Genomic DNA, 23,625 nt, shown 5'->3' with positions numbered 1-23,625 from the left:
CTTCCGTCACTAGGATGGCAATGGTGAAAACGCCCGACGGCAGGCCTGCGGAGGCGCCGCGGTCCCGCTGCGAGTTCAAGGTCTTCGGCGGTCTTGGCTGCCGCAAGGACGGCGCGGAAGTCGATCTTGGCCCGGTCCGCCAGCGGATCATTCTGGCCAAGCTCCTCGCCGCCGGCGGTGACGCGGTCAGCCTCGAGAGCATCGTCGACGGCCTGTGGGACGAGCGACCGCCGGCCAGCGCGGCCAACCAGATCCACCGGCACGTCGGGCACATCCGGCGGATCTTCGACCCGGACCTGGACGTACGCGAAACCGGTCGATACCTCCTACCGGCCGGTACGGGCTACCGGCTGACCCTCGCGACCGAGGAGTCCGACCTGGCCATGCATCGCGAGCTGGTCCGGCGGGCACGCGCGGCCCTCGCCGGCGGGGATGTCGTGGCCGGTGTGCGCGAGTACCTGACCGCGCTGGAGCTCGGCCGCAGCCCCGCGTTCACCGACCTGCCGATCAGTGCGCGCAGCTCACCCGATTTCGTCGCGGTCGAACGCGAGCGGCTCGCGGTGGCGCTCGCGGCCAGCGAAGCCGGGATCGCCCACGGGATGGCCGGCGCCGTGGTGACTCCCCTGCTGAGCGTGGCCGCCGCGGCGCCGCTGGATGAGGCGCTGCAGGCGTGCCTGGTGCGCGCGTACGTGGCCACCGGTCACCGCGCCGAAGGGGTGCGGGTCTTCGAGCGGGCCCGCGACCGGCTCGCCGAGGAGCTGGGGGTGGATCCGGGGCCGGAGCTGCGGGAGGCCTACCGGGACCTGCTCGCCGGCGGCGGGGTGCAGTCAGACGCGCCCCGCCCCGCGCAGCTGCCGGCGCCGGTCGCGGGCTTCGTCAGACGAGACGACGTGGCCGCCGCGCTCGACGACGCGACCGCCGCGACCGGCGGGATCACCGTGCTCGGCGGCATGGGTGGCATCGGCAAGACCGCCCTCGCCGTGCACTGGGCCCACCAGATCGCCGACAGGTTTCCCGATGGCCAGTTGTTCCTGAACCTGCGGGGCCTGGATCCGGACGGGCGGGTCATGTCACCGCAGGACGCGCTCGCCAGCCTGCTCGCGTCGCTGGGCGAGCCGGCGGTCTCGTCGCCGCAGGAGACCGTCGACGCGCAGGCGGCCCGCTACCGCAGTCGCCTCTCCGGTCGCCGTGTCCTCGTCCTGCTGGACAACGCCCGCGACTCCGACCAGGTCCGCCCGCTGCTGCCGGCCTCCCCCGGCTGTCTGGTCATCGTGACCAGCCGCGACCGGATGACAAGCCTGGTCACCCGGGAGGGCGCACGGTACCTGCAGGTCGACCGGCTGACCGAGGCGGAGTCCCGGCAGCTGTTGGTCAACCGCCTCGGCGCCCGCCGCGCCAACACGGACCCGGACGCGCTGGACAGGGTCATCGCGCTCTGTGCCGGCCTGCCCCTCGCGCTGGCGATCGTCGCGGCCCGGGTAGCGCTGAATCCGGCCCTGTCGTTGAGCGACGTCTCGGCGCCATCCGCTCTCGACGTCTTGTCCAGTGTGGACTCGTCGGACGATGTCCGGTCGGTGTTCTCGTGGTCGTACCACGCCCTCGATCCGCGGACGGCGCGGGCGTTTCGTGCCCTGGCCGCCCATCCGGGTCCACTGATCTCGCGGGAGTCGGCGGCCAGCGTCGCCGGAGTCGGACGCATTCGCCCACCGCTCACGGAGCTGGTGACCGCGAATCTGCTCGACGAGTCGCAGCCCGGGCGGTACGCCCTCCACGACCTGCTGCGTGCCTACGGCGGTGAGCTGCTCGACGAGGCCCACGAACGACCGGCGTGTGAACGGCGTCTCATCTCGCACTACCTGCACTCCGCCCGCGCCGCGTACGCCCGACACCACCGACAGCCGGTCGGCAGCGTCGACGAGCCGCCGCCGGACGTGACACCCGAGTCGTTCGACAGCGTCCCGCAGGCGGCCGCCTGGTACGCCCGGGAACGGACCGCGCTGTGGGCGACGATCGATCTGGCCCTCGCCCACGACCTGCCGCGCGAGGCGGCCACCATGGTCCTCGCGGCGTCTGCGCCGGGCAGCACCGCCATACCCGCGGGCCGGACCCGGACCGTCCTCGCGATCCTCGACCTGGTCAGCGAGCCGCTCGTCGAGGCCGAGCTGCTGCGGACCGTCGGTGAGGTCGACGCCCCGCAGGCCGACGGCTACCTGCGTCGCGCGCTGGCCATCTTCGAAGGCGCCGGAGAGCTCGCCGGGCAGGCCGACGTGCTGCGGAACCTCGCCACGCTGTCGTCGGCGCGCGGCGACCACGACGCCGCCAACGCCTACGGTGAACGCTCGGTGGGCCTGGCCCGCCAGACCGGGCGCCAGGAGTTGCTCGCCGTCTCGCTGCTGACCCTCGCCGACGCGCGCCTGGGGTCCGATCGGTTCGAGGATGGCGCCCGGGTCGCGAACGAAGGGCTGGCCATCGCGGTGGCCGAGCACCTCGACCACCTGAAGATCTCCTACGCACAGCTCGTCGCGGAGTCCTCCTTCAGGCTCGGCCGGCTCCAGGAGGCGGTGCGGGTCGCGGAGTGGGGGCTGGCCGAAGGCGTCTCCGAGACGAACGCTCCCCGGTGTGCCGTCGCGGCGGTGCTCGCGCGGGCCGCGTTCGAGCTGGGTGACCGGTTTCGCGCGGAGCGGGGGTGCCAGCGGTTCGAGAGCCTGATCGCGGGCAACGGCTTCCACGAGCTCGTCGAGGTCTCCGGCATCGAGCAGGCCGAGGGATACCGCGACATGGTCGCCTATGTCCGGGCCCGGCTGAGCCTGCTGCTCGGCGGATCGTAGGCGCGCACTCGCTCTGCACTCGTCGTGCACGGCGGGGCGGTCGGATGGTCGTCAAGACCCGACCCCTCGCCCCGAGGAGCACCATGGCCTGCGCCGCAGCCGTCCGCGTCCTGACCCCACGACAGGCGGAGATCGCCCTGCTGGTGGCGGCGGGCTCCACCAACGTCGAGGTCGCCACGCGGCTGGTCATCAGCGCCCATACGGTCAAACACCACCTCCGCGGGGTGTTCCGCCGGCTGGGGGTCGCCTCCCGGCGTGAACTGCGCAACACCTTGGCCTGCCACGACACGACCGACCGTTTCGCGCAGAGGCGCGAGCTGACCCACGAGGAGCGCGAGGTCGCCCGCCGGGTCGCGACGGGCGCGTCCAACCGCGAGGTGGCGGCAGAGCTGTTCATCAGCCCGAACACGGTCGACTACCACCTCCGCAAGATCTTCCGGAAGCTCGACATCAGCTCACGCCGGGAACTGTCGGTGCCGCGGGAGTGAGCCCGGTCGGGTTGGCGACACGGGTCCACCCACCACGCACCGCCAGGCCTACCGTGCGAAGGAGACAAATGGGCCGGGAGGTGTGTCGGCATGTCCGAACAGTTCTCTGGGGTCGTCACCGTCGTCGATGGGCAGGGCCGGGAGGTCTTCCGCTTCGACTCGCGGTTCGCCGTTCTCGACATCGGCGGCCTTGGCAACGAAGGCGACCTCCGGCTGCGCGGTGACGACGGCGAGACGAGGATCGCCATCGATGGCGGCCGGCAACTGGTGACCGTCACGAACCTCGAGGGCGTCACGGTCTTCCGGTTCGACGCCGCCCATTCCCTGCTCGACCTGGGTCCGAGCCTCGGCGGCAACGGGGCGGAGGCGGACCTGCGACTCTTCGGGTCCGACGGCCAACCGACGATCCACCTGGACGGTGCGAGCGGCGACATCCGGCTGCTCGGCGGCGACTGCGCCGAGGAGTTCGATGTGGATGGACGCCTACCGGCCGGGCCGGGAGACGTCATGTCCATCGGTCCGGCTGGCCTGCTCGAACCGTGCGCCGCAGGGTACGACCGGCGGGTCGCCGGTGTGCTCTCCGGCGCCGGCGGGCTGCGGCCGGGAGTCGTGCTGGGCGCCCGTCACGGGGCGGACCGCCGACCCGCGCTGGCGCTGACCGGCCGGGCCTACTGCAAGGTCGACGCCGGATACGGCGCGATCGACGTCGGCGACCTGCTGACGTCGTCGCAGACCCGGGGGCACGCCATGAAGGCGACCGATCCCGCGCGCGCGTTCGGTGCGACGGTGGGAAAGGCGTTGGGCGCGCTGTCGGCCGGGACGGGTCTCGTCCCCATCCTGGTCACCCTGCACTGACATGTTCTCGTTGCAACAGAGCCTGCGGCGCCTCGGCGTCGACGGATCGGGCGGCATCCGCGACGCGTTCCCCGTGCGCCCGACCGGGCTTCGGGAGCTGCTGCGGGCCGCGAACCTGCCCGACCCGTCCACCGCCGATCTGGAGCCGGACGACCCGCACACGTTCGAGTCGTTCGAGGTCGAGGATCCGCAGGGACTCGCGTACGTGGGCGGGGAACGCTGGGTGCTGTCCAGCCAGTTCACCGTCCGCGGCGTCCGCATCGTCGCCGCCGACCCGTTCGGGCCCACCCGGGTCGTGCACGGCGCCAGCCGCCACATCGACGATCTCCTGGACGAGGCCGGGCTGCCCGACGAGTTCGACCATATCGGTGACCTCGGGCACGCCGGAGGCGTCGTCTACGCGCCGATCCGCCACGAGAGCCACGAGCCACCGCATCAGATTTTTGGCCTCTCCCCCGACCTGCGCGTCGTCGGTCGCGCGCGACTCGCGGACACCTCAGGCGAGTCCGGATGCGCCGTCCACCCGTGGAACGGGCTCCTCTACGTGCCGAGCGTGACCGTGCCCGGTCGGCTCGAGGCGTACGACGTGGCGGGGTTCCGCGACCGGCTCGCCCGGCCGGCCGACTGGGGTCGGCCGATTCTTATGCCGCGGCGCCCGTTAGCCGACCTTCTCCTGCGGACACCGGGCGGCGAGCCGGAGGCCCAGGGCGTGCAGGGCTTCGCGTTCTCCGTCAACGGGCGCGCGTACGTCACCCGGTCGCTGGGCGACGGCCCCTGGAACAACTTCGTGTACGCCTACAGCGTCCTGACCGGGCGGCGGTTCGGTCCTGGGCGGGAGTGGGACTTCCCGGGGCGCGGCGACGAGATCGAAGGCATCGTCGTGCATCCCTCCGGTGTGCTCTACCTCGTCGTGGCCGACAACGACAACGAGACGTTCGACAACGACGACTTCGACCTCTACACGTTCCGGTTCCGGAGCTTGCCGCCGGACCAGGTCTGAAGGGCGGCGACCATGTCCGAACCAGTCGGCAACCGGCGGGCTACGCCCTACCTGCTCCTGCTCGCCCAGTCGTCGACAGCGGCGCGCCGCGACGCCGCCCGGCAGTTGCGCGAGGCGGGCATCACGGTCGTCGCCCAGTACGGCCGCGTCGCCGTGGAGGTCGTCGCGACCACCGAGCAGATCGCCCGGGTACGGGGTGCCTTCGCCGACGTGTTGCGCACCGCGATGAAGGCCGAGCACCTCGAGCGCCTCACCGACGAACAGCGGACGGTTGTGCGCCAGTGGAACGTCCGGTTCACCGCCGGATATCGGGAGCTGCGGCGGGACCGTACCCGGCTAGGGCGGTCCTGGGGCGATCCTCGGTCGGACTTCCCGGCGCCGTACTCCCCGGTGGAGCAGGACGAGCTCGACGCGTTCGTGGCCGACTACGAGCAGCGGACCGGGCGCCGGGCCTTTCCGGATCGGCCCGACGAGCCGGAGCGGGGAGGCCGACCCGAGCCGTTCGTCGGCCAGACGTTCCAGCGCTACGAGCGGCTGCTGGCCGAGCGGCTCGACGATCCCACCGCCGCCTACCATCTGGCCCGCATCGCGTGGCGGCTCGGACCGACGTACCGCCGCCTGTTCCTGCGCATCGACCCGGAGTTCCTCGCCGCCCTCCTGCACCGGTTCTTTCAGGCGGAGGCCACCTGCTGGGAGATGACCGGGGAGATCTCCGTCGGCCTGGTCTTCGTCGAGTCGGCCGACCCGGACGGCCCGCGGTTCGACGACTCGGAGCGCGACGAGGTCTGCCAGGAGATCCTCGACGGCCTGAACTGGCTCGCCGCCGCGCATCCCGGCGGTGACCTGTCGTGGGTGTACGACCTGCAGTTCACCCGCATCGGCGCCCCCAACGGCGACGAGGACGTGTGCGGCGACGACGGCGTGTCGACCGCGCTGGAGGCGGGCTGGCGGGACCCGGCGATGGGCCAGGTCACGTTCAACGGCACGGTGTACGCGGCGGAGTGGGCGTCGGTCGGCCGCTATCGCGAGGACATGCGGGTGGCGAACGACTCCGCGCACGCCCTGGTCATCTTCGTGACGCCGTACGCGAACTGCTGGCACGCGTACGCCGGCAGCGGCCGAGTGGTCCTGGCCGACCACAACGACTGGGGAAACTGGGGCCGCTCCTCCATCGACCGCATCGCCGCGCACGAGGTGGCCCACCTGTTCGGCGCGGCCGACGAGTACACGGGCAGCGGCACACCATGCTCCACATGCGACTCGCTGCACGGCTGCGACCAGATCCCCAACGGCAACTGCGGTTCGTGCGCGCGACCCCAGCAGAGCTGCATGATGGGCGGCAACGACCGCCGGATCTGCGCGTACACGCGGGGCCAGATCGGCTGGTCCACCCTGTTCGTCGAGCTCACCACCGGCGACGTCGACTGGGCCGGCACGGACGACGACGTCTGGCTCGACATCGGCGACCGGGAGTTCGAACTGGACACCGCTTCCCACGACGACCGCGAGCGCGACAACCGCGAGGGCTACGCGCTCTGGGCGCCGGACGTCACGCGCGAGGCCATCAGCCGGGTGTTGATCCGCAAGGGCCCGGACGGGAGCAACGGCGGGTGGCGCCTGGCCGGCCTGCGGCTCTGGCACGAGGGAACCCTCGTCTGCGACCAGCCGTCGATCGACCGATGGCTCGAGGACGACACCCGCGTCTGGATCGGCTGCGTCTCCGCCACGGACCTGGTCAACGAGCTCGAGGTCCGCATCACCACCGGCGACGTCTCCTGGGCGGGCACGGACGACGACATCACCCTCACCCTGGGCGGCCGAAGCTGGGACCTGGACAACCCGGGCCGCGACGACTTCGAACGCGGCAACACCGACACCTTCGTTCTGGACCCGGGCCCGGGCCTACGCCTGGGGGACCTGACCGCGGTACGCGTCGACAAGTCCCCGGACGGCTCGAACGGCGGCTGGCGTTTGGCGGGCGTCAGAATCGTCGCGAACGGCACCTCGATCTACGACAACCCGTCGATCGACCGGTGGCTGGAGGACAACACCCGCACCTGGAGCGACACCATCTGACGTGCGCTAACGACGTGGCTTGCATTCGGCTCCCAGGTGCATGCCGGCGATCGAGCAACCGCTTCGGCTGGCGGAGTTCGATGCCGGAGGGAAACGGTCATCACCGGAAGGGCGCCGAGACATGAGGCGTAACGACCGCCGCACCGTCGATCTCAACACTCACAGTTCGCTCGCAGGCATCTCTTGGTGGGTCACATGGTCGAGGCGCACCGCCGCAGCGATACCACCACTCAGAATCCCAAGATCGACACAGCCGCCTGGCGCCACCGCGATCGCCACAAAGCCAATGCCGCGTCTACGCGGCTGCGTCCTCAAGATGTGCGATGGCTCGCCGCAAGTCGCCCAGCCGCACCATTCGATCAGGCTCCCGATCGGCCTGCTGGAGTTCCAACCACTCCCGGACGACAACAGAAGGCGCAACGCCGCGGGCAGTTGCTTCGTCGCGGATCCGAACGTACGTAGAGGTTGGTACCCGCGCGGAGATGACAACCATTGGCTCATCAGTGAGTCGCGGCGGCAGCTCGGGCGTCGGCGCCGACAGGTCGAACGCAACGTCGCCGGCCGCGACGGCATTGGCTAGTTCCTCACTCTCGGCTAGGTCCCGGTGCGGGATCTCACGCTCGTCGTTCATTGGTTTGCCTCCCATGCCTCAAACGTGGCGAACTCATCGTCAGTCATGTCGCGAGCGCCCAGAATCCACCAGTCGAAGCCGTCGCCGCGCCGGACCGTCACCACCAGCGGACGACCCGCACCGGTCCGCGCGAATATTCCGAGCACCTTGGGACCTAGACCGACAGCAGAGACAGGGAGCCGTCGATCAGATCCCAAAGCCTGCAGCACCTCATAAGGCTCAACGCCCCGCAGCGCGGCCAGAGTCACGGCCAACCAGTGGTACGGCACCAACCCAGTGTATACGATTCGTATACGCCGCGAAAGGCGCATCGGTGCGGGCTCCAACACCAGCCGAAGGCGACTCCCCCAACCGCTGCGGGGCTTCAAGTTGCCGATGCCGGAGCTTGATCATCTGCGCCGAGGCGACAGCACCCAATACCCAACCGGAGTATTGGCTGGCAGGCACAGCCCGACACCCAGACGAGGCCTGGCCCCATCAATGCACCGCTCGTGGCCAGACCTCCGGACGACGCCGAGATCGTTGTCGACGGCAGATCACTGGTTGGATCTGCCGGCACCCCAACAGCCTCCACTAGTTTCGACGCCGTGACCCGCTGGACTCAGTCCGGCCATTGGGCTCCGGACCGGTCGAGGGCAGCGCCAACCCGAATCACATGGTCAACGACGAATCTATGGTCGAGCCGGCTTCGCCCTGCTCCGCAAGCGCGTGTCACCCGCTCGATGACTCTTCTCCCGAAGAAGCGTCACCAGGTCCGGAGGAAGTCGGCGGCAAGACGAACCAGTAGTTCACGGTCGGACCCTGGGCTGCCAAGCCTGCCCCCATCGACTCGTAGAGGCTGCGCGCGGCGCATTTCCTTCGCCTGTAATGAGGAACATCTTGCCAGCGCCGAGCTGCGCGCCAGCCTCCATGAACGAGCGCAACAGCCGACGGCCGATACCACGGCGCCGATGGGACTCGGCCACCTCAAGGTTGTGCAGGTAAAGCATGCTGGCCCCGTCCGGCCTGGCCAACACATATCCCCAGCACCAGCCCTGAACCTCGTGACCGTCCACAGCGATGAACGCGACGGTCCCCGGCGACCGCACAAACCGGGCAGCGCCCGAGGCGACTCCGACGAAGCGCCGAATCGCTTCCTCGAGAACCTCCACGGCGGCCAACGAAGCACGAACGATCACCAGAGACATCCTGCACCACCTCGACGAACTACGTTCACACGAAGCCATCGATGGTCAGCTTTTTTTTGCGGACAGAAACCCCGAGCACGCAGATCTTCTCGGACACCGACCTGCTCCCGCGGCTAAGGGTGGACACGACGCGACGTGGGCCCCGGGGGCGTTCCCGGGGCCCACGTCGGCTCGTCGGCTAGCGGCGACCCGCGTACACCTGGGTCACGTGGTCTGCGCTGAGCTCGTAGGCGTACAGGCGGAAGTCGTCGATCAACCCGTCGAAGCGCGGGTCTCCCCAACTCGTTCCGCCGAGGAAGTTGGCTGTGGTCGTGCCGCCCACGCCGACGTTGCCCATGCCGATCGGGAAGTCGGAGCGGGTGGCTTGCAGGACTCCGTTGAAGTAGATCTTTGCGGTCGAGCCGTTCATCGTGAACACCACGTGGGTCCACTGGCCCAGCGGCAGGTCTCTGCCGGCGCCGAGCAGCAGGCGCTCCTGCGCCGCCACTCCCGCCGCCTTGAAGGTGGCCCCGAAACCGGTGGTGCCGCCGTTCGTGGCCGACTGCAGCAGGAAGAACGTGTCGGTGCTGCTGCCGATCTGCAGCAGCGGCACCCAGTTCGGGAGCGCGTCCGGGCGCGCCCAGAACGACACGGTGAACTGGTTGGTCAGGCCGGCCTGGATGTTGTTCGGCAGCCTGACCTCGTTGCCCGAGGTCGCGGCGCCGCCCGGCAGGTTCACCGCGCTGCCGCTCTGGCCGCCGGCCCAGGTCACCGTCGCCGGCAGCGTGGCCGCGCCGAGAGACGTCTTCGTGCCCGAGTTCGCCGCGGTGGTGCCGGTGTTCTCGTCGAACCTGTACCGAACCGCGTTGCCCTCGTTGTACATCGCCGCCACGGCCGTACCGGTCAATGTGGACGTGTAGACGCGTACGTCGTCGATCAGGCCGTCAAAGGCCGCGTCGCCGTAGCCGTTGCGGCCCAGCCAGTTGTTGGCCGTCGGGCCGATGCCGGTCATGTCGACCGTCAGGTCGGACCGGCTCGCGATCGCCACGCCGTTGAGGTACAGCGTGCCGATCGAGCCCTGGCGGGTGAACGCCACGTGGTTCCACTGGTTGGCGACGACGTCCTGGGCGGGGCTCGCGTACACGCGTTCCTCGGGGCCGGTCTTGGCCTTGAACGTCGCGGCCAGGCCGGTGCTCCCGGACGCCTGGGTCTGCATCTGGAGCTGGAAGTAGCTTCCGGCCGAGCCGAGCCCGTCTCCAATGTGGAACAGGCCGGTCCAGTTGCTCTTGGTGTCGGGGCGCACCCAGAGCGCGGTGGTGAAGTTCGCCGCGTTCTGCAACAGGTTGTCGGGCAGGTCCACCGCGTTAGCGGTGCTGCCGCCGGGCAGGTTGACCGCCTTGCCGATGACGCCGTTGGTCGACCAGCCGGTGGTGCCGGTCAGGATGGCGGCGCCCGGCCCGCCCGCGCCGCCGGTGTTGGCGGCCGTGGTGCCCGTGCCCTCCTCGAACTCGTAGCGGGCCGGGACACCGACGGGTGTCGGCGGCGCGTCGTCGCCGACGACCAGGTCGTCGATCATCATGGCGCCGCCGGTGCCGCGCAGGGTGAGCGTCTGCGTGGCCGTCGCAGCCGTGAAGGTGCCGACGTACGTGCCGTAGGCGCCCGTCGACGGCAGGGCCGTCGTCGCGATGAGGGTGGCGTTGAGGTTGGCGACCGTCAGGTTCGCGCTCGCCGCACCGGTCCCCGAGACTCGGCTGTCCCGGGCATACCGCAACGACACGCGGTACGTGGTCCCCGGTGTCAGCGAGCTGAGCGTACGCCGGATGTTGCCGGCGCTGCCGAGGCCGAGCTGGTAGCCGGTGAGCCCGAGGCCGCCCTGGCCGGAGACGGTGCCGCGGACGAGCTGGACCTGGCTGTCGACCGTCCACGGTGACATCCGGGTGTTGCCGGCGGGCACGTCGACGGTCGCGGGCGGGTTCGCGGTGCGCCATTCCGCGGGCAGGCGCGGGTACTCGAACTGGTCGACGACCCGCGGGTTGAGCTGGGTCAGCTTGACCGCCGGGTCGATCTTGATGATCTTCGCAACCGACGGGGTGCCAGCAGAATCCCAGACGAACAGCATGTACGAGCCGGGAGGCGCGTAGTTGCCGTTGACCGGTGCGGTGATAGTCACGGTGCTGCCGGACTGGCTGAACGCCAGGTCCTGGAAGTTCTGGTCGTTGTTGAAGCCGTGCGTGACCGAGCCGTTGCGGACCAGGGTGACCCGCGAGACGGTGCCGGACGCGGTGATCGGGAACGTGCCGTTGTAGCCGATGGTGGCCGGCGCGGTGGTGATCGCCGGGCGCGGGGCGAGCTGGTCGCCGTTGAAGAGGTACGTCGGCGAGTAGTACTCGACGTCGGTGTAGTTGCGCGGGCCGGGGGTGCCGCCGCCGCCCATCATCACGCGACCGTCGGGCAGCAACAGCGCCGTGGAGTGGTAGAGCCGGGCGTGCTCGTACGGCACGGCGACCTCGGTCCAGTTCCCGGCGTCCGGGTCCCAGATCTCGGCGTTGGTGACGTACCCACCGTTGCCGTTGTTCTCGCGGCCGCCGCCGGTGACGAGCACGTCGCCGTCGGGCAGGAGCGTCGAGGTCGCCCAGTGGCGCTGGTACTTCATCGGCCGGGTCGCGGTGATGACCGGGCTGGCGGTGCCGCCGGTGATGTCGACGGTGAAGCCGGCGCGGGCGCCGTCGGGGCCGCCGCCGTTGCCCCACCAGCCGCCGCCGACCTGCAGGATCTTGCCCGGGCGGTACATGGTGGCGGTGGAGGTGGCACCGACCGGGTTGCCGTTGGCGCCCTGGTTGGCGATCGCGGCGGGCAGCGTGCCCCGCAGCGTGATGGCGCCGGTGCCGGCGGGGTTGAGCTCGTACATCTGCGTGCCGGTGATGTTGAACAGGGTTCCGCTGCCGGGGGCGACGAACGCCCGCGGGTACCACCAACGGTTCTCGTCCTGCCCGGCGTGGTCGGAGCCGCCGTCGCCGTACGCGGCGGGGCTGCGGGCGCCGTCGAGCGTCTTCCAGCCGGAGCCCGACTGCGGCGTGTAGATCTCCGGGGTGAGCACACCGGGGCCACCCGGGCCGCCGCGCAGGCTGCCGCCCTGCACGACGATGTCGCCGTTGGGCATCGTGGTGCCGGTCGGGTACCACCGGGGGTAGTTCATGGGCGCCTTGTTCTGCAGCCCGTTGTTGGTCGTGTAGCTGGTGACGCCGATCGCGGCGTCGTTCGGGGCGTTGCCGCCCAGGCCGTCGTCACCGCCGACGGTCATCGTGGAGTGGTCGTGCGGGTTCTGCACCTGCATGGCGCAGAACAGGTCGGTGTACGTGGTGTTCGGCAGGATGCCCGCGCGCAGGTTCGAGAGGTTGCGCGGCTGGGCAGGGTCCCAGATGTCGACCTCCATCTGGCCGCCCTGGGTGAGCGAGCTGTCGCCGGTCCAGTCGTACGGCGTGGTGTCGGTGCTCCAGCCGCCGACGCTGCCGAACGACTGGACCTTGCCGTCGGAGGTCAGCGACATGTTGATCGGCACCAGCGGCCACGGGGTGACGCCGCTCCAGGCGCCGGCCCGGTCCTTGACGGGCGGCGTGCAGTCGGCGGGCAGGAGCCCGGCGGCGTACGCGAGGCCGTTCTTCATCTGGGCGCGCATGTAGGACTCGGAGTAGGCGGTGCCCTCGTGGCCCATCGAGGTGTACCAGGACCGACCGGAGTCGATCTTCTGGCACCAGGTGACGGGGTGGGAGGTGCCTTGGCGGCCGCCGCCGTACGACGACTCGTCGGCCTCGATCAGGGTCCGGACGTTGGGCGCCGGGTTGACCACCCAGTCGTACCACTCGTCGCTGCGGGTCAGGGAGGCGGTCACGCCCTGGGTGAGCGGGTGGGCGGCGTCCCGGACGAACACGCGGCCCGGGCGTACGCCGGGGTCCTCGGGGTGTCCTTCGGAGGCGGCGCCGACGAGCCGGGCGTAGAACGGGTTGACGTCGTGCTCGCTCTCTCCGACCGACCACCCGGTGTAGTGCAGGCCCATGAAGCCGCCGCCGGCGCGGATGTAGGACTCCAGCGCGGTGCGCTGGGCGGCGTTGAACAGCACGCCGCCGGTCTGGGCGAAGACGACGGTGTCGCGTGCGGCGAGGTTGGCGGTGTTGAAGACCGCGGGGTCGTCGGTCTCCTGGATCTCGACGGGCTGGTTGTACTGGGTGCCGAGCTGGGCGGCCAGGTCGCGCACGGCCTGGCGGGCCTGCACGTTCGAGGCGTGGAAGTTGGGCTTGTAGAACAGCAGGACGTTGAGGCGGCCGTCGTCGACGAGGGCGGCGGCCCGGGGTACGGCGTTGGCCGTGGCGGGGGCGGCCACGAGCATCAGGGCCACAAGGGCCGCGGTGAGGGGACGGGCAGACCTGCGGGGCACTTTCATCAGAGATCCCCTTGAGGTTCGGCTGACGTGGCAGTGAGGACGGACACTGCCACCGGCCGAAGGTTAACCCAACGCGAAGAACTCTGTCTATATTTCTGAACTTAAGTGCGACAGGTTCCTATATGTGAATCGTGATCGCCATCATGGTCATCGCAGCTCGGCGATGACGGTCTTCAGCTCGGTGTAGTCGTCCAACCCGAACGAGCCGAGCTCGCGGCCCCACCCCGACTGCTTGAAGCCACCGCGCGGCAGGGTGACGTCGTCGGCGTGCCACGTGTTCAGCCACACCGTGCCGGCCCGCAGCCGGGCGCCGACCCGGTGCGCCGTGCCGATGTTGGTCGACCAGACGCCCGCCGCGAGGCCATACACCGTGTTGTTCGCGGCCGCGACGACCTCGTCCTCGGTGTCGAACGGGATCGCGGTCACCACCGGGCCGAAGATCTCGTCGGTCTGCACCGCCATCTCCTCGTGGACGCCGGTGATCAGCGTCGGCTGCACGAAGAAGCCGCGCTCCCCCACCCGGTCGGCGCTTCCGGCGGTCAGCACGGCGCCGTCGCGGACCGCGCCGCGGATGTAGCCGAGCACCTTCTCGTGCTGCTCCTGCGAGACCAGCGGACCCATCTGCGAGGTGGGGTCGAAGCCGTCGCCCACCTTGATCGCGGCGGCGGCTGCGGCCACCCCCGCGACGACCTCGTCGAAGACGCCGCGCTGCACGTACAGGCGCGAGCCGTTGACGCAGCACTGCCCCTCGTTGAAGTAGCCGCCCAGCACCGCGCCGGCGATCGCCGCCTCGATGTCCGCGTCGTTGAAGATGATGTTGGGGGCCTTGCCCCCCAGCTCGAGGGAGACCTTCTTCAGGTTCCCGGCGGCCGCCGCGGCGATCTTCTTGCCGACCTCGGTGCTGCCGGTGAAGGCGACCTTGTCGACACCGTGGTGCTCGACCAGGGCGGCGCCGGTGTCGCCGAAGCCGGGCAGCACGTTGACGACGCCGGCCGGCACGCCCGCCTCCAGCAGCAGCTGGCCGAGGCGCAGCGCGGTCAGCGGCGTCTGCTCGGCCGGCTTGAGGATGACGGTGTTGCCCGCGGTGATCGCCGGGACGATCTTGAAGCAGGCCATCAGCAGCGGGAAGTTCCACGGCACGATGCCGGCGACGACCCCGACCGGCTCGCGGCGGGTGTACGCGTGGAACTCGCGGCCCGGCACGGACATCGGGATGGAGGTGCCCTCCATCTTCGTCGCCCAGCCGGCGAAGTAGCGGAACAGCTCGGCGGCGATGGCGATGTCGCCGTCGCGGGCCGCCTCGACCCGCTTGCCGTTGTCGAGGGCCTCCAGTTGGGCGAACTCGTCGGCGTGGGCGTCGACCAGGTCGCCGATGCGCCACAGCAGGTGCGAGCGCTCGCGCGGGGTCGTCCGGGACCAGGGCTCGAACGCGGCGCGGGCCGCCGAGACCGCCCGGTCCACGTCGACGCTCGACGCGTACGCGACCTGCACCAGGTCCTGCTCAGTCGACGGGTTGATCGTGGCGAAGGTGCGGCCGTCCTTCGCGTCGACCCACTCACCGTCGATCAGCAGCTGCTTGGGCGAGGACAGGAACGCGCTGACGGCGGGCAGGAGAGTCATGGTTGCCTTCCATAGAGGGTCATTTGACGATCGACACTTTCGAGCGGTCCAGGGTGAGCGCGACCGCGACGACGATGATGGCGCCGTACAGGATCTGCTCGTACGCCGAGGGCACGCCGACGATCGGCAGGCCCACCCGCAGCAGGGTCACGACGAGCGCGCCGGCGAGGCTGCGCCACACGCTGCCGTGGCCGCCGGTGATGGCGGTGCCGCCGACCACGATCGCCGCGACCGCCGGCAGCAGCAGGTTGTCGGCCATCGTGGGGCCGCCGCTGAACTGCCGCGAGACCAGCATGACGGCGGCGAGGCCGGCGCAGGCACCCGAGACGCAGAACGCGCCGATCTTGACCAGGTCGACGGGTGTACCGGCGAGCCGCGCGGCCGACTCGGAGTAGCCGGTGGCGGAGATCCAGCTCCGCAGCGGGGTGACGCGCAGGACCACGGCGATCACGGCGACGACGATCAGGGCCGTGGCGGCGGACATCGGCACGTAGCCGCCGAGATACAGGTCGAGCCAGTGGACCGGCGAGTCGTCGACGACCCGCACCGTGCCGGCGCCGGAGACCACGAGGGCGACCGCGGACAGGATGGCCATGCCGCCCAGGGTGACGATGAACGACGGGATCCGCAGCAGCACGTGCGCGACGCCCTGCACCGCGCCGATCGCCGCCGCGACCGCGATGACCGCCGGGGTGGCCAGGCCACCGAGGTTCGGCAGCCACAGGGCCAGGAAGACGGTCGACAGCGACGCCAGCGCGGCGATGGACAGGTCGATGCCGCCGCAGAGCACGACCAGCGTCGCCCCGGCGGCCAGCACGATCAGCGGGGCGGCGGTGCGTGCCACCGCGATCAGGCTGCGCTGGGTCAGGAAGTCCGGGTCGGCGATGGTGAGGGCGGCGACGAGGGCCGCCAGGGCGATCAGCGGCATGAACCCGGTGAGCCGCTGGGCGGGCTTCATTGCGACGGCGGTGCTCACACCATCTCCTTGACCAGGTCCAGTGGGGTCGGCTTGGCGCCGGTGGGGCAGGGCACCTCGGTGGCGACCCGGCCGTCGTTCATGACCAGGATGCGGTCGGCCATGCCGACGGCCTCTTCGAGGCTGTCGCCGAGCAACACGGTGGCGACTCCGGTGGCGGCGAGCTCGCGCATCAGCCGGTACACCTCGGAGCGGACGCCGACGTCCAGGCCGCGGGTCGGGTGGTCCAGCAGGAGCAGCCGGATGTCGCCGGCGACCAGCCAGCGGGCCAGGATCACCTTCTGCTGGTTGCCGCCTGACAGGCGCTGGATCGGGGTGTCGCGGCCCGGGGTGCGGATGGAGAGCCGGCGGATCCACGAGTCGACGAGGGTGGCCTGCTTCTTGGGCGCCACGAACGGTCCGGCGCAGCGGGCCTGCTGTTTGGCCAGGGTCATGTTCTCGGCGACGGACAGGGCGCCGACCATGCCCTCGGTCTTGCGTTCGGCGGGCACGTAGCCGATGCCGGCGGCGCAGGCGGCCCGGGTGCTGGGCAGGTCGATCCTCGTGCCGTCCATCCGGATCTCGCCGGCGGTGGTCGGTTCGGCGCCGAACAGGGCGCGGCAGACGTCTTCGCGGCCGGAGCCGTGGACGCCGACGATCCCGACGATCTCACCGGGTGCGACGTCGAAGCTGATGTCATGGAATGAAGCACCGGACAGCCCGCGTACGGACAGCCGGGGCTGCTCTTCGACGACCGTGGTGGCGGCGCTGCCGTGGTAGTGGTCGTCGGATCCGGTGGACCCGATCATCATCCGGTGCAGTTCGCGCGGGACCGCCCCGGCCGCGGCGACCTCCCCGACGGACTTTCCGCCGCGCAGGACGCACACCCGGTCGCAGACGTCGAGCACCTCGTCGAGCCGGTGGGAGACGAAGATGACGGTGGCGAACTCACGCAGCCTTCGGATCTGCGCGAACAGCGTCTCGATCTCCTTGGACTCCAGGACCGAGGTCGGCTCGTCCAGGATGACGACCGGCGGGTGCTGGCTGCGCTCCTCGATCCGCAGCACCTTGGCGATCTCGACCATCTGCCGGTCGGCGAAGGAGAGCGAGTCGGTGCGCGCGAGCGGGTCGATCGGTGAGCCGATCTTGTCGAGCTGCTCCTGGGCGAGGCGGCGCATGACGTCCCAGCGGTAGATGCCCCGGCGCACGGCGGGGCCTTCGCTGCCGAGCACGATGTTCTCGGCGGCGGTCAGGTTGGGCACCAGGGACTGTTCCTGGAAGACCATCCCGATGCCGTGGTTGGCGGCGTCGACGACGCTGCGCAGCTTGACCTGCTCGCCGCGCACGTGGATCGTACCGGCGTCGGGGGTGACGAGGCCGACGAGGGCTTTGAGCAATGTGGACTTGCCGGCGCCGTTCTCCCCTGCCAGGCCGAGGACTTCGTTGGGTCTCACCGCGAGGTCGACGCCGTCGAGGGCTGTGACGCCCGGGTAGTGCTTGACGAGGCCGCGTACCTCCAAGGCGTTCACTTGACCACCTGGTTTCGTCGACGTTGGGGGATGACGGCCGCGGCGACGGCGGCGACCACGATCAGGCCCTCGACCCCGCCCTGCCAGTACGGGCTGACGCCGACCTGGACGAGGCCGTTGGTGAGGACCATGACGAGCAGGACGCCGACGGCGGAGTGCGGGATGCCGCCGCGTCCGCCGGTGAGCAGGGTGCCGCCGACGACAGCGGCGGTGATGGCGGAGAAGTCGTAGCCGTCGCCGGCCTGGACGAGGCCGGCGCCGAGCTGGCTGGTCACCATGACGCCGCCGAGGCCGTAGAAGGCGCCGGCGAGGGCGAAGACCGCGACCTTGTACGGCTTGACCTTGACGCCGGAGAGCGCGAGGACCTCCTCGGCGCCGCCGATGGCGTAGGCGTAGCGGCCGAGGCGGGTGTAGCGCTGGATCAGCCAGCCGAGCAGGACACAGACGGCGGCGATCCAGGTGAGGTACGAGAACCCGAGGAACCGCTCGATCGCCAGGCCCTTGACCATCGTGTCGGTGATGTTGGGCTGCACGCCGGCGAACATCAGGGTGGCGACGCCGAGCCCGACGGCCGACATCCCGAGGGTGGCCATGAACGAGGGCACCTTCAGCAGCACTAGGGCCAGGCCGCTCAGGGCGCCGAACGCGCAGCCGAGCAGGACGGCGACCGCGATGCCGAGCAGCCCGAAGCCGTTGTCGTTGCGATTGTTGGCCACCAGCAGCGACACGGTCAGGGCGCAGGCGCCCATCACGCCGGCCGCGGACAGGTCGATCGAGCCCATCATCAGCACGAACGTGATGCCGCAGGTGACGACGGCGAGCACGGCGGCCGCGTCGACGATGTTCTGGACGTTGTCGGTGCTGCGGAACTGCGGGCTCAGGGCCGAGAAGATCGCGAAGATGACGATCAGCGCGACCGGTGGGCCGGCGTCGCGGAACGCCGCGCCTCGCCGGGACTGGCGGCGAGGCGCGGTGACGACCTCGGACGTCATGGTCACGTCAGGGGCCCGGCCACACGGTTGAAGACGTTGCCGCACTCGAAGTCGGCCGGGTTCGTCTTCGGCGCCGCGAACTCGCCGGCGTTGTCCTTGGTGATGAGGAACTGCTCGGCGAAGAACGCCCGGTTGGCGGCGGCGATGTCCTCGACCTTGAGCTTGCCGGTGGCGGCGCAGAAGCCGATCGCCAGGCCGATGCCGCCCTGCCACGAGCCGTCGCTGGAGACGGTGGCGGTCATGGTGCCGTTCTTGACGGCGGTGACGGCGTCGGGGACGGCGTCGATGCCGACGACCGCGACCTTGCCGGCCTTGCCCGCCTGCTGCAGCGCTTCGAGGGCGCCGAGGGCCATGTCGTCGTTGGCGGCCCAGATGCCCTTGACGTGGTCGCCGTGCTTGGTCAGCAGGGTCTTGGTGACGGTGAGCGCCTCGGCGCGGGAGAAGTTGGCGGCCTGCTGGTCGAGCAGGGTGACGCCGGGGTTCTTCTTGAGGGAGTTCTGCAGGCCGACGAACCGGTCCTTGGCGGCGGCGGTGTCGAGCACACCCTGCAGGGCGATGATGCCGCCGGTGCCGCCGATCGCGGTGGCGAGCGCGTCGCCGATCTGCTGGCCGGACTCGACGCCGTTGTAGGTGATGTGGCTCAGCCAGGTCTTGTAGTCGGCGGGCTTGAGGTCGGCGGGCTTGTTCCACTGCGTGACCAGGTACGCGCCGGCCTGGTCGGCGCCCTTGACGATCGGCGGGGTGTCCGAGTCGCCGTTGGGGAGCACGTTCATGACCAGGCACTTGGTGTCGCCGGCGAGGATCTGGCTGATCTGCTCCTGCTGCTTGGTGGAGTCACCGTCGTACGTGAGGCGTTCCTGGGTCAGGCCGACGGACTTGGCGAACTCGTCGCCGCCGGCCAGCCACGAGGCCTCGTACGGGTTCGACTCGTTGCGGACCTGGCCGACCAGCCGGACCTTGGACGGCTCGCAGGTTGCTTCTCCGGCGGCCGCGGTGCCGTTGCCTCCGCCGGCCTGCTCGCTGCAACCGGCGAGGACGGCGGCGGCCAGCGACAGGCTCAGGATGGCGGCGGCGGAACGAGGGGTGACATTCATGGTCGATCCTCAATTCTTCGTAGGGGACGATAGTGCGGGGTCAGCGGGCCAGCCACCCCCCGTCGACGACCAGGACGTGGCCGTTGACGTAGTCGGCGGCGGCGGAGCTCAGGAAGACGGCCGCGCCGGCGATGTCGGCGGCGGTCCCCCAGCGGCCGGCGGGGATGCGCTCGAGGATGGCGCGGGACCGGTCGGGGTCGGCGCGCAGCGCGGTGGTGTTGTCGGTGGCCATGTAGCCGGGTGCGATGGCGTTGACCTGGACGCCGCGCGGACCCCACTCGTTGGCCAACGCTTTGGTGATGCCGGCGACGGCGTGCTTGCTGGCGGTGTAGGCGGCGACGCGGATGCCGCCCTGGAAGGAGAGCAGGCTGGCGACGTTGACGATTTTCCCGTGGCCGCGTTCTGCCATCGGGCGGCCGAACTCCTGGCAGAGGAAGAACGCGGCGTGGAGGTTGACGTCGACGACGCGGTGCCAGGCCTGGCGGGTGACGTCGGCGGCGTCGGCGCGGTCGATGACGCCGGCGTTGTTGACCAGGATGTCGACGCTTTCGGTCACCTCGTCGGCGACCCGTTCTATGGCGTCGTGGTCGCTGACGTCGAGGTCGACGACCCGTACATCGCGGCCGAGGTCTGTGATCTCGTCTCGGGTCTGCTCTTGGCTTCCTTTGCGGCCGAGCAGGACCAGGTCGGCTCCGGCTCGGGCGAGTCCGACCGCGATGGCGTGCCCGAGGCCGCGGCCGGCGCCGGTGACCAGGGCGCGGCGGCCGTGCAGGTCGAACGGGTCGCTCACAACTCCTCCAGCGCGACCGGGGTCAGGTCGGTGTAGTCGTTGTTCTCGCCGCCCATCGCCCAGATGAACGCGTACGAGCCGGTGCCGACTCCGGAGTGGATGGACCACGGCGGTGAGATGACCGCCTCGCGGTTGCGCACGACCAGGTGGCGGGCGGCGCCGGGCTGGCCCATCAGGTGGAAGACGCGTTCCTTCTCGTCGAGGTCGACGTAGAGGTAGACCTCGGTGCGCCGGTCGTGCAGGTGCGGCGGGAGGGTGTTCCAGACCGAGCCGTCGGCGATGACGGTGACGCCGAACTGCAGCACCGCGGTCTGGAGCTCCTGACCCCAGGCGTACCGGTAGAGGCTGCGTTCGTTGGCGCCCTGCGGTGTGCCGAGCTTGACCGGCTCGATCGACGCCCGGCTCAGCAGGGTCGTCGGGTAGGTGGCGTGCGCGGGGGCGCTGACGAAGTAGAACTGCGCGTCGGGACCGGCGAAGGTGACCTCGTTGCCGCGGCCGACGAACAGGCCGTCGAGGTGGCGCAGCTCGAACTTCTCGTTGTTGACCAGCACGTGGCCGGGCTGGCCGACGTTGATGATGCCGAGCTCGCGGCGGGCCAGGTGCGAGGTCGCGCCGAGCACGTCGTCCCAGGCCGGCAGCTCGAGCTGGTCGGTGCCGGGCACCGCGGCGCCGATGACCAGCCGGTCGTCGTGGGTGTACACCCCCCGGACCTCGCCGGTGGCGAACAGCTGCTCCACGAGGAAGTTCTTTCGCAGGTCGGCATTCGTCGCCGTCTCCACGGCGGACGGCGATGCGGAGTACCTCACTTCGATCAACTTCGCTCCTCGTTTGTGAACCGCGTTCAGCTACGTGAACCAATCGGGACGATACCTATGGCTCGGATCACAGGTCAAGAGCTTGAAGTTGGTCCCCGTATGTGAACTGTGGTTGAGTCTGGTACCGCTCACGGCGCGATGAGCGCATGCTTGAGGCGCGCCACTGTCGATGAGGAGGTCTGGGTGGACACGGACAAGACGGCCGGCGGCGGCTCCGCCACCTCGCAGGTCAAGTCGGCCGCACGCGTCCTGGACCTCCTGGACGACATCGCCGCCAACGGCCCCGGCACCCAGCTGCAGCTGGCGACCCGCCTCGGCATCCCGAAGAGCAGCCTGCACGCGCTGCTGCGCACGATGTGCGCCCGCGGCTGGCTGGACACCGACCAGACCGGCAGCGTCTACCGGCTGGGCGTGCACACCCTGACGGTCAGCTCCGCCTACCTCGACGGCGACCCGGTGCTCTCGCAGGCCAGGTCGGTCATGGACGAGATCGCGACGGCGACCGAAGAGACCGTCCACCTGGGACGCCTGGAAGGCGCCGAGATCATCTACACGGCGAAGCGGGAGTCCAAGCACCCGCTGCGGATGTACTCGGCCGTCGGGCGCCGCCTGCCCGCGTACATGACGGCCCTGGGCCGGGCGATGCTCGCCGAACTGCCGGAAGACGTCCGCGACCCGCTGATCCCCCACCAGATCAAGCCGGTCACCACCCAGACGATCACCGACCGGAACGCCCTGCTGGCGATCATCGACAAGGCCGGTCAGCTGGGGTACGCGGAAGAGAGCGAGGAGTCCTGCCTGGGCGTGCGGTGCTTCGGCGTCGCGCTGCCGTTCTCGCAGCGGTCTGCGGACGCGGTGAGTGTCGCGGTCCCGATCAGCCGCCTCGACCAGGGCCGCGAGGACTTCATCATCGAGACCCTGCTGAGCGTCAAGGCCCGCCTGTCGGCGACGCGCTAGCCCTTGTCGAACGCCGCCACGACGGCGGCGCGACTCGGGTCCTCGCTGGCCAGCACTCCCCCGTTGGCCACGATGTCCGGAGTGATCTCGTTGAACACCATGCGAACGTCCTGCGGACGAGCACCAAGAATCTCGACCGCGTGCGCGGTCACAGCCTGAGCGAAGGCCCGACGCTGCTCCACGGACCGCCCCGCCAGCAACTCGACGGTGATGTTAGGCATGGCGCCACCTCTCCCGCGCATCCAGGTTACGGACTTCAGTTCACCAACGTGAACGCACGCTACCGTGGCGGCCATCCAGCCGCAATCGAGGCGGGATCCCGTTCACATTCTTGACCCTGATTCGGCTTGTTGCTCCAGTTGAGGGTGGTCATCGGCTGGTGCTGGCGTCGGCCTTGCCTCTGGCCGTCTCTGATGTCGGGTTGCCGATTAGACCACCGAGACCGTGAACCAGGGCCGACAAGCCGACCTCGAACTCATGATCCGGCCCGAGCGCGGTGACTTTCGCTCCGATCTCCGCGACGTGAGCGGCCCCTGCATGGGCCGGTTCGGTAGGCACGATGATGGCTCCGCCGTCGCGGGCGGTCTGCTGTTCGAGGGCGGCGCCGATGGTGTATCGGGACACCGCGATGAAGGCCAGGATCGCGTCGGGGCCAGTGAAGCCGCTACGTTCCAGCAATCCGATCTGCGCGATCGCGTTGTCAATACTCGGCGTTCTGGGCCCGCCTGATGCGATCAGCCGTGCCCCATCGCGCACGGAGAGCATCGCGTGCCGCAGGCTACGGGCGTTGCGGACCAGGAAGTCATGCCAGCGCTCGCCGGCGGCGGGAGTCCGGTCAGTGTGCCACCGGTCAAGTACCTCGTCCGCGACCGCGGTCATCAGCTCTGCCTTGTTCCCAAAGTGGTGATACAGGGCCGGCTGCTGGATTCCCAGGCGCCCGGCGATCACGTGCAGGGACAAACCGTCAAGGCCTCGGTCGTTCAGAACCTCGATAGCTGCTGACACGATCGCGCGGCGGTCCGTGCGCCGAGGGTGGGGCATGCCTGAAGCCTACCGACACACAGTCGATGCTTATCGGTGATAACCTTCGTGTCGAGGTCCTATCGGATCGACGACGGAGACCAGATGAGCAGCGAACACGCATGGAACGCCGTGGTGACGGCGAAGTCCCGAGGCCTGCTGGATGGGTCAAATCTGTACCGGCGGGTGACAGTCCGCTACGACGACGGGCGGGAGGAGAAGATCAGGGTCTCCAGAGACCTGTGGAAGCAGATCGAACCCGGCGACCGGCTGGTCAAAGAGGCCGGCCAGGACCCACGGCGGGCGTGATGCGGGCGCAACCGGCTCATCCGACCGGGCGGGGGCGTTCGCAGCAAGGCTGAGGCCGCCAC

General features: G+C 70.0%; 20 protein-coding genes. 7 read left to right on the top strand and 13 right to left on the bottom strand.

The genetic code is table 11. The annotated features are described in order from the left end of the window. The first annotated feature begins 14 nt into the window (after positions 1–14). The 5 genes from CHC05_RS19095 (at position 15) to CHC05_RS19075 (ending at position 7,247) form a co-directional block, all read left to right on the top strand. Positions 15–2,828, top strand: coding sequence for an AfsR/SARP family transcriptional regulator (locus CHC05_RS19095; protein WP_089250687.1), 2,814 nt, complete (start codon positions 15–17; stop codon positions 2,826–2,828). Positions 2,829–2,911: 83 nt separating this feature from the next. Continuing rightward, the gene (locus CHC05_RS19090) at positions 2,912–3,316 is read left to right on the top strand and encodes a response regulator transcription factor (protein ID WP_245871038.1); all 405 of its coding nucleotides are present in this window, start codon (positions 2,912–2,914) and stop codon (positions 3,314–3,316) included. Positions 3,317–3,406: 90 nt separating this feature from the next. Next, positions 3,407–4,171, top strand: coding sequence for a hypothetical protein (locus CHC05_RS19085; protein ID WP_089250685.1), 765 nt, complete (start codon positions 3,407–3,409; stop codon positions 4,169–4,171). Position 4,172: 1 nt separating this feature from the next. Further along, the gene (locus CHC05_RS19080; RefSeq protein ID WP_089250683.1) at positions 4,173–5,171 is read left to right on the top strand and encodes a hypothetical protein; all 999 of its coding nucleotides are present in this window, start codon (positions 4,173–4,175) and stop codon (positions 5,169–5,171) included. A 12-nt stretch (positions 5,172–5,183) separates the two neighbouring features. Next, the gene (locus CHC05_RS19075; protein WP_089250681.1) at positions 5,184–7,247 is read left to right on the top strand and encodes a PLAT/LH2 domain-containing protein; all 2,064 of its coding nucleotides are present in this window, start codon (positions 5,184–5,186) and stop codon (positions 7,245–7,247) included. Positions 7,248–7,542: 295 nt separating this feature from the next. Here the strand turns inward: CHC05_RS19075 and CHC05_RS19070 are convergent, their stop codons facing one another. The 11 genes from CHC05_RS19070 to kduI form a co-directional block, all read right to left on the bottom strand. Next, on the bottom strand, positions 7,543–7,878 hold the full coding sequence (locus CHC05_RS19070; RefSeq protein WP_089250679.1) for a hypothetical protein: 336 nt from the start codon (positions 7,876–7,878) through the stop codon (positions 7,543–7,545). Then, complete coding sequence (locus CHC05_RS19065) at positions 7,875–8,147, bottom strand: hypothetical protein (RefSeq protein WP_089251047.1); 273 nt, start codon at positions 8,145–8,147, stop codon at positions 7,875–7,877. The genes CHC05_RS19070 and CHC05_RS19065 overlap by 4 nt, the downstream gene beginning before the upstream one ends. 519 nt (positions 8,148–8,666) lie before the next feature. After that, positions 8,667–9,065: a GNAT family N-acetyltransferase gene (locus tag CHC05_RS19060; RefSeq protein WP_218824593.1), complete on the bottom strand. Its 399-nt coding sequence runs from the start codon at positions 9,063–9,065 to the stop codon at positions 8,667–8,669. Positions 9,066–9,243: 178 nt separating this feature from the next. Continuing rightward, the gene (locus tag CHC05_RS43065; protein WP_089250677.1) at positions 9,244–13,482 is read right to left on the bottom strand and encodes a LamG-like jellyroll fold domain-containing protein; all 4,239 of its coding nucleotides are present in this window, start codon (positions 13,480–13,482) and stop codon (positions 9,244–9,246) included. A gap of 147 nt (positions 13,483–13,629) precedes the next feature. Further along, the gene (locus CHC05_RS19050; RefSeq protein ID WP_089250675.1) at positions 13,630–15,102 is read right to left on the bottom strand and encodes an aldehyde dehydrogenase family protein; all 1,473 of its coding nucleotides are present in this window, start codon (positions 15,100–15,102) and stop codon (positions 13,630–13,632) included. 19 nt (positions 15,103–15,121) lie between these two features. Continuing rightward, on the bottom strand, positions 15,122–16,078 hold the full coding sequence (locus CHC05_RS19045) for an ABC transporter permease (protein ID WP_218824592.1): 957 nt from the start codon (positions 16,076–16,078) through the stop codon (positions 15,122–15,124). Continuing rightward, positions 16,075–17,586 carry a sugar ABC transporter ATP-binding protein gene (locus CHC05_RS19040; RefSeq protein ID WP_218824591.1) on the bottom strand — a complete coding sequence of 504 codons (1,512 nt, stop codon included), beginning with the start codon at positions 17,584–17,586 and terminating at the stop codon, positions 16,075–16,077. The genes CHC05_RS19045 and CHC05_RS19040 overlap by 4 nt, the downstream gene beginning before the upstream one ends. Continuing rightward, positions 17,583–18,578, bottom strand: a complete 996-nt coding sequence (locus CHC05_RS19035) for an ABC transporter permease (protein ID WP_089250669.1) — start codon at positions 18,576–18,578, stop codon at positions 17,583–17,585. The genes CHC05_RS19040 and CHC05_RS19035 overlap by 4 nt, the downstream gene beginning before the upstream one ends. Positions 18,579–18,580: 2 nt before the next feature. Continuing rightward, positions 18,581–19,672: a sugar ABC transporter substrate-binding protein gene (locus tag CHC05_RS19030; protein ID WP_089250667.1), complete on the bottom strand. Its 1,092-nt coding sequence runs from the start codon at positions 19,670–19,672 to the stop codon at positions 18,581–18,583. 40 nt (positions 19,673–19,712) lie between these two features. Beyond that, positions 19,713–20,462, bottom strand: coding sequence for a 2-dehydro-3-deoxy-D-gluconate 5-dehydrogenase KduD (gene kduD, locus CHC05_RS19025; protein WP_089250665.1), 750 nt, complete (start codon positions 20,460–20,462; stop codon positions 19,713–19,715). Then, complete coding sequence (kduI, locus tag CHC05_RS19020) at positions 20,459–21,268, bottom strand: 5-dehydro-4-deoxy-D-glucuronate isomerase (RefSeq protein WP_245871071.1); 810 nt, start codon at positions 21,266–21,268, stop codon at positions 20,459–20,461. Before kduI ends, kduD begins: the two co-directional genes overlap by 4 nt. 192 nt (positions 21,269–21,460) lie before the next feature. On the opposite strand from kduI, the gene CHC05_RS19015 reads away from it, so the two are divergent. Then, on the top strand, positions 21,461–22,234 hold the full coding sequence (locus tag CHC05_RS19015; protein ID WP_218824590.1) for an IclR family transcriptional regulator: 774 nt from the start codon (positions 21,461–21,463) through the stop codon (positions 22,232–22,234). Here the strand turns inward: CHC05_RS19015 and CHC05_RS19010 are convergent. Together CHC05_RS19010 and CHC05_RS19005 are read right to left on the bottom strand one after the other, a co-directional pair. Then, a complete protein-coding gene (locus CHC05_RS19010) occupies positions 22,231–22,455 on the bottom strand; it encodes a tautomerase family protein (RefSeq protein WP_089250659.1) in 225 nt (74 codons plus the stop codon). The two genes, CHC05_RS19015 and CHC05_RS19010, sit on opposite strands and share 4 nt — an antisense overlap. Before the next feature lie 148 nt (positions 22,456–22,603). Beyond that, positions 22,604–23,275 carry a TetR/AcrR family transcriptional regulator C-terminal domain-containing protein gene (locus tag CHC05_RS19005; RefSeq protein WP_089250657.1) on the bottom strand — a complete coding sequence of 224 codons (672 nt, stop codon included), beginning with the start codon at positions 23,273–23,275 and terminating at the stop codon, positions 22,604–22,606. Positions 23,276–23,359: 84 nt separating this feature from the next. On the opposite strand from CHC05_RS19005, the gene CHC05_RS19000 reads away from it, so the two are divergent. Continuing rightward, entirely contained in the window at positions 23,360–23,563 is a 204-nt protein-coding gene (locus CHC05_RS19000; protein ID WP_089251045.1) for a DUF7489 domain-containing protein, read from the top strand. Positions 23,564–23,625 lie beyond the last annotated feature (62 nt).

It is taken from the genome of Asanoa hainanensis (assembly GCF_900188485.1).
Taxonomy (GTDB): Bacteria; Actinomycetota; Actinomycetes; order Mycobacteriales; family Micromonosporaceae; genus Asanoa; species Asanoa hainanensis.
Note: the sequence above shows the minus strand (reverse complement) of the source record. Positions and strands in the feature narration are given on the sequence as shown.

Excerpts from the sequence above, each read along its gene's own strand:
- CHC05_RS19095 (WP_089250687.1), top strand. The coding sequence starts at position 15 with ATGGCAATGGTGAAAACGCCCGACGGCAGGCCTGCGGAGGCGCCGCGG.
- CHC05_RS19090 (WP_245871038.1), top strand. The coding sequence starts at position 2,912 with ATGGCCTGCGCCGCAGCCGTCCGCGTCCTGACCCCACGACAGGCGGAG.
- CHC05_RS19085 (WP_089250685.1), top strand. The coding sequence starts at position 3,407 with ATGTCCGAACAGTTCTCTGGGGTCGTCACCGTCGTCGATGGGCAGGGC.
- CHC05_RS19080 (WP_089250683.1), top strand. The coding sequence starts at position 4,173 with ATGTTCTCGTTGCAACAGAGCCTGCGGCGCCTCGGCGTCGACGGATCG.
- CHC05_RS19075 (WP_089250681.1), top strand. The coding sequence starts at position 5,184 with ATGTCCGAACCAGTCGGCAACCGGCGGGCTACGCCCTACCTGCTCCTG.
- CHC05_RS19070 (WP_089250679.1), bottom strand. The coding sequence starts at position 7,878 with ATGAACGACGAGCGTGAGATCCCGCACCGGGACCTAGCCGAGAGTGAG.
- CHC05_RS19060 (WP_218824593.1), bottom strand. The coding sequence starts at position 9,065 with ATGTCTCTGGTGATCGTTCGTGCTTCGTTGGCCGCCGTGGAGGTTCTC.
- CHC05_RS43065 (WP_089250677.1), bottom strand. The coding sequence starts at position 13,482 with ATGAAAGTGCCCCGCAGGTCTGCCCGTCCCCTCACCGCGGCCCTTGTG.
- CHC05_RS19050 (WP_089250675.1), bottom strand. The coding sequence starts at position 15,102 with ATGACTCTCCTGCCCGCCGTCAGCGCGTTCCTGTCCTCGCCCAAGCAG.
- CHC05_RS19035 (WP_089250669.1), bottom strand. The coding sequence starts at position 18,578 with ATGACGTCCGAGGTCGTCACCGCGCCTCGCCGCCAGTCCCGGCGAGGC.
- CHC05_RS19030 (WP_089250667.1), bottom strand. The coding sequence starts at position 19,672 with ATGAATGTCACCCCTCGTTCCGCCGCCGCCATCCTGAGCCTGTCGCTG.
- CHC05_RS19010 (WP_089250659.1), bottom strand. The coding sequence starts at position 22,455 with ATGCCTAACATCACCGTCGAGTTGCTGGCGGGGCGGTCCGTGGAGCAG.
- CHC05_RS19005 (WP_089250657.1), bottom strand. The coding sequence starts at position 23,275 with ATGCCCCACCCTCGGCGCACGGACCGCCGCGCGATCGTGTCAGCAGCT.
- CHC05_RS19000 (WP_089251045.1), top strand. The coding sequence starts at position 23,360 with ATGAGCAGCGAACACGCATGGAACGCCGTGGTGACGGCGAAGTCCCGA.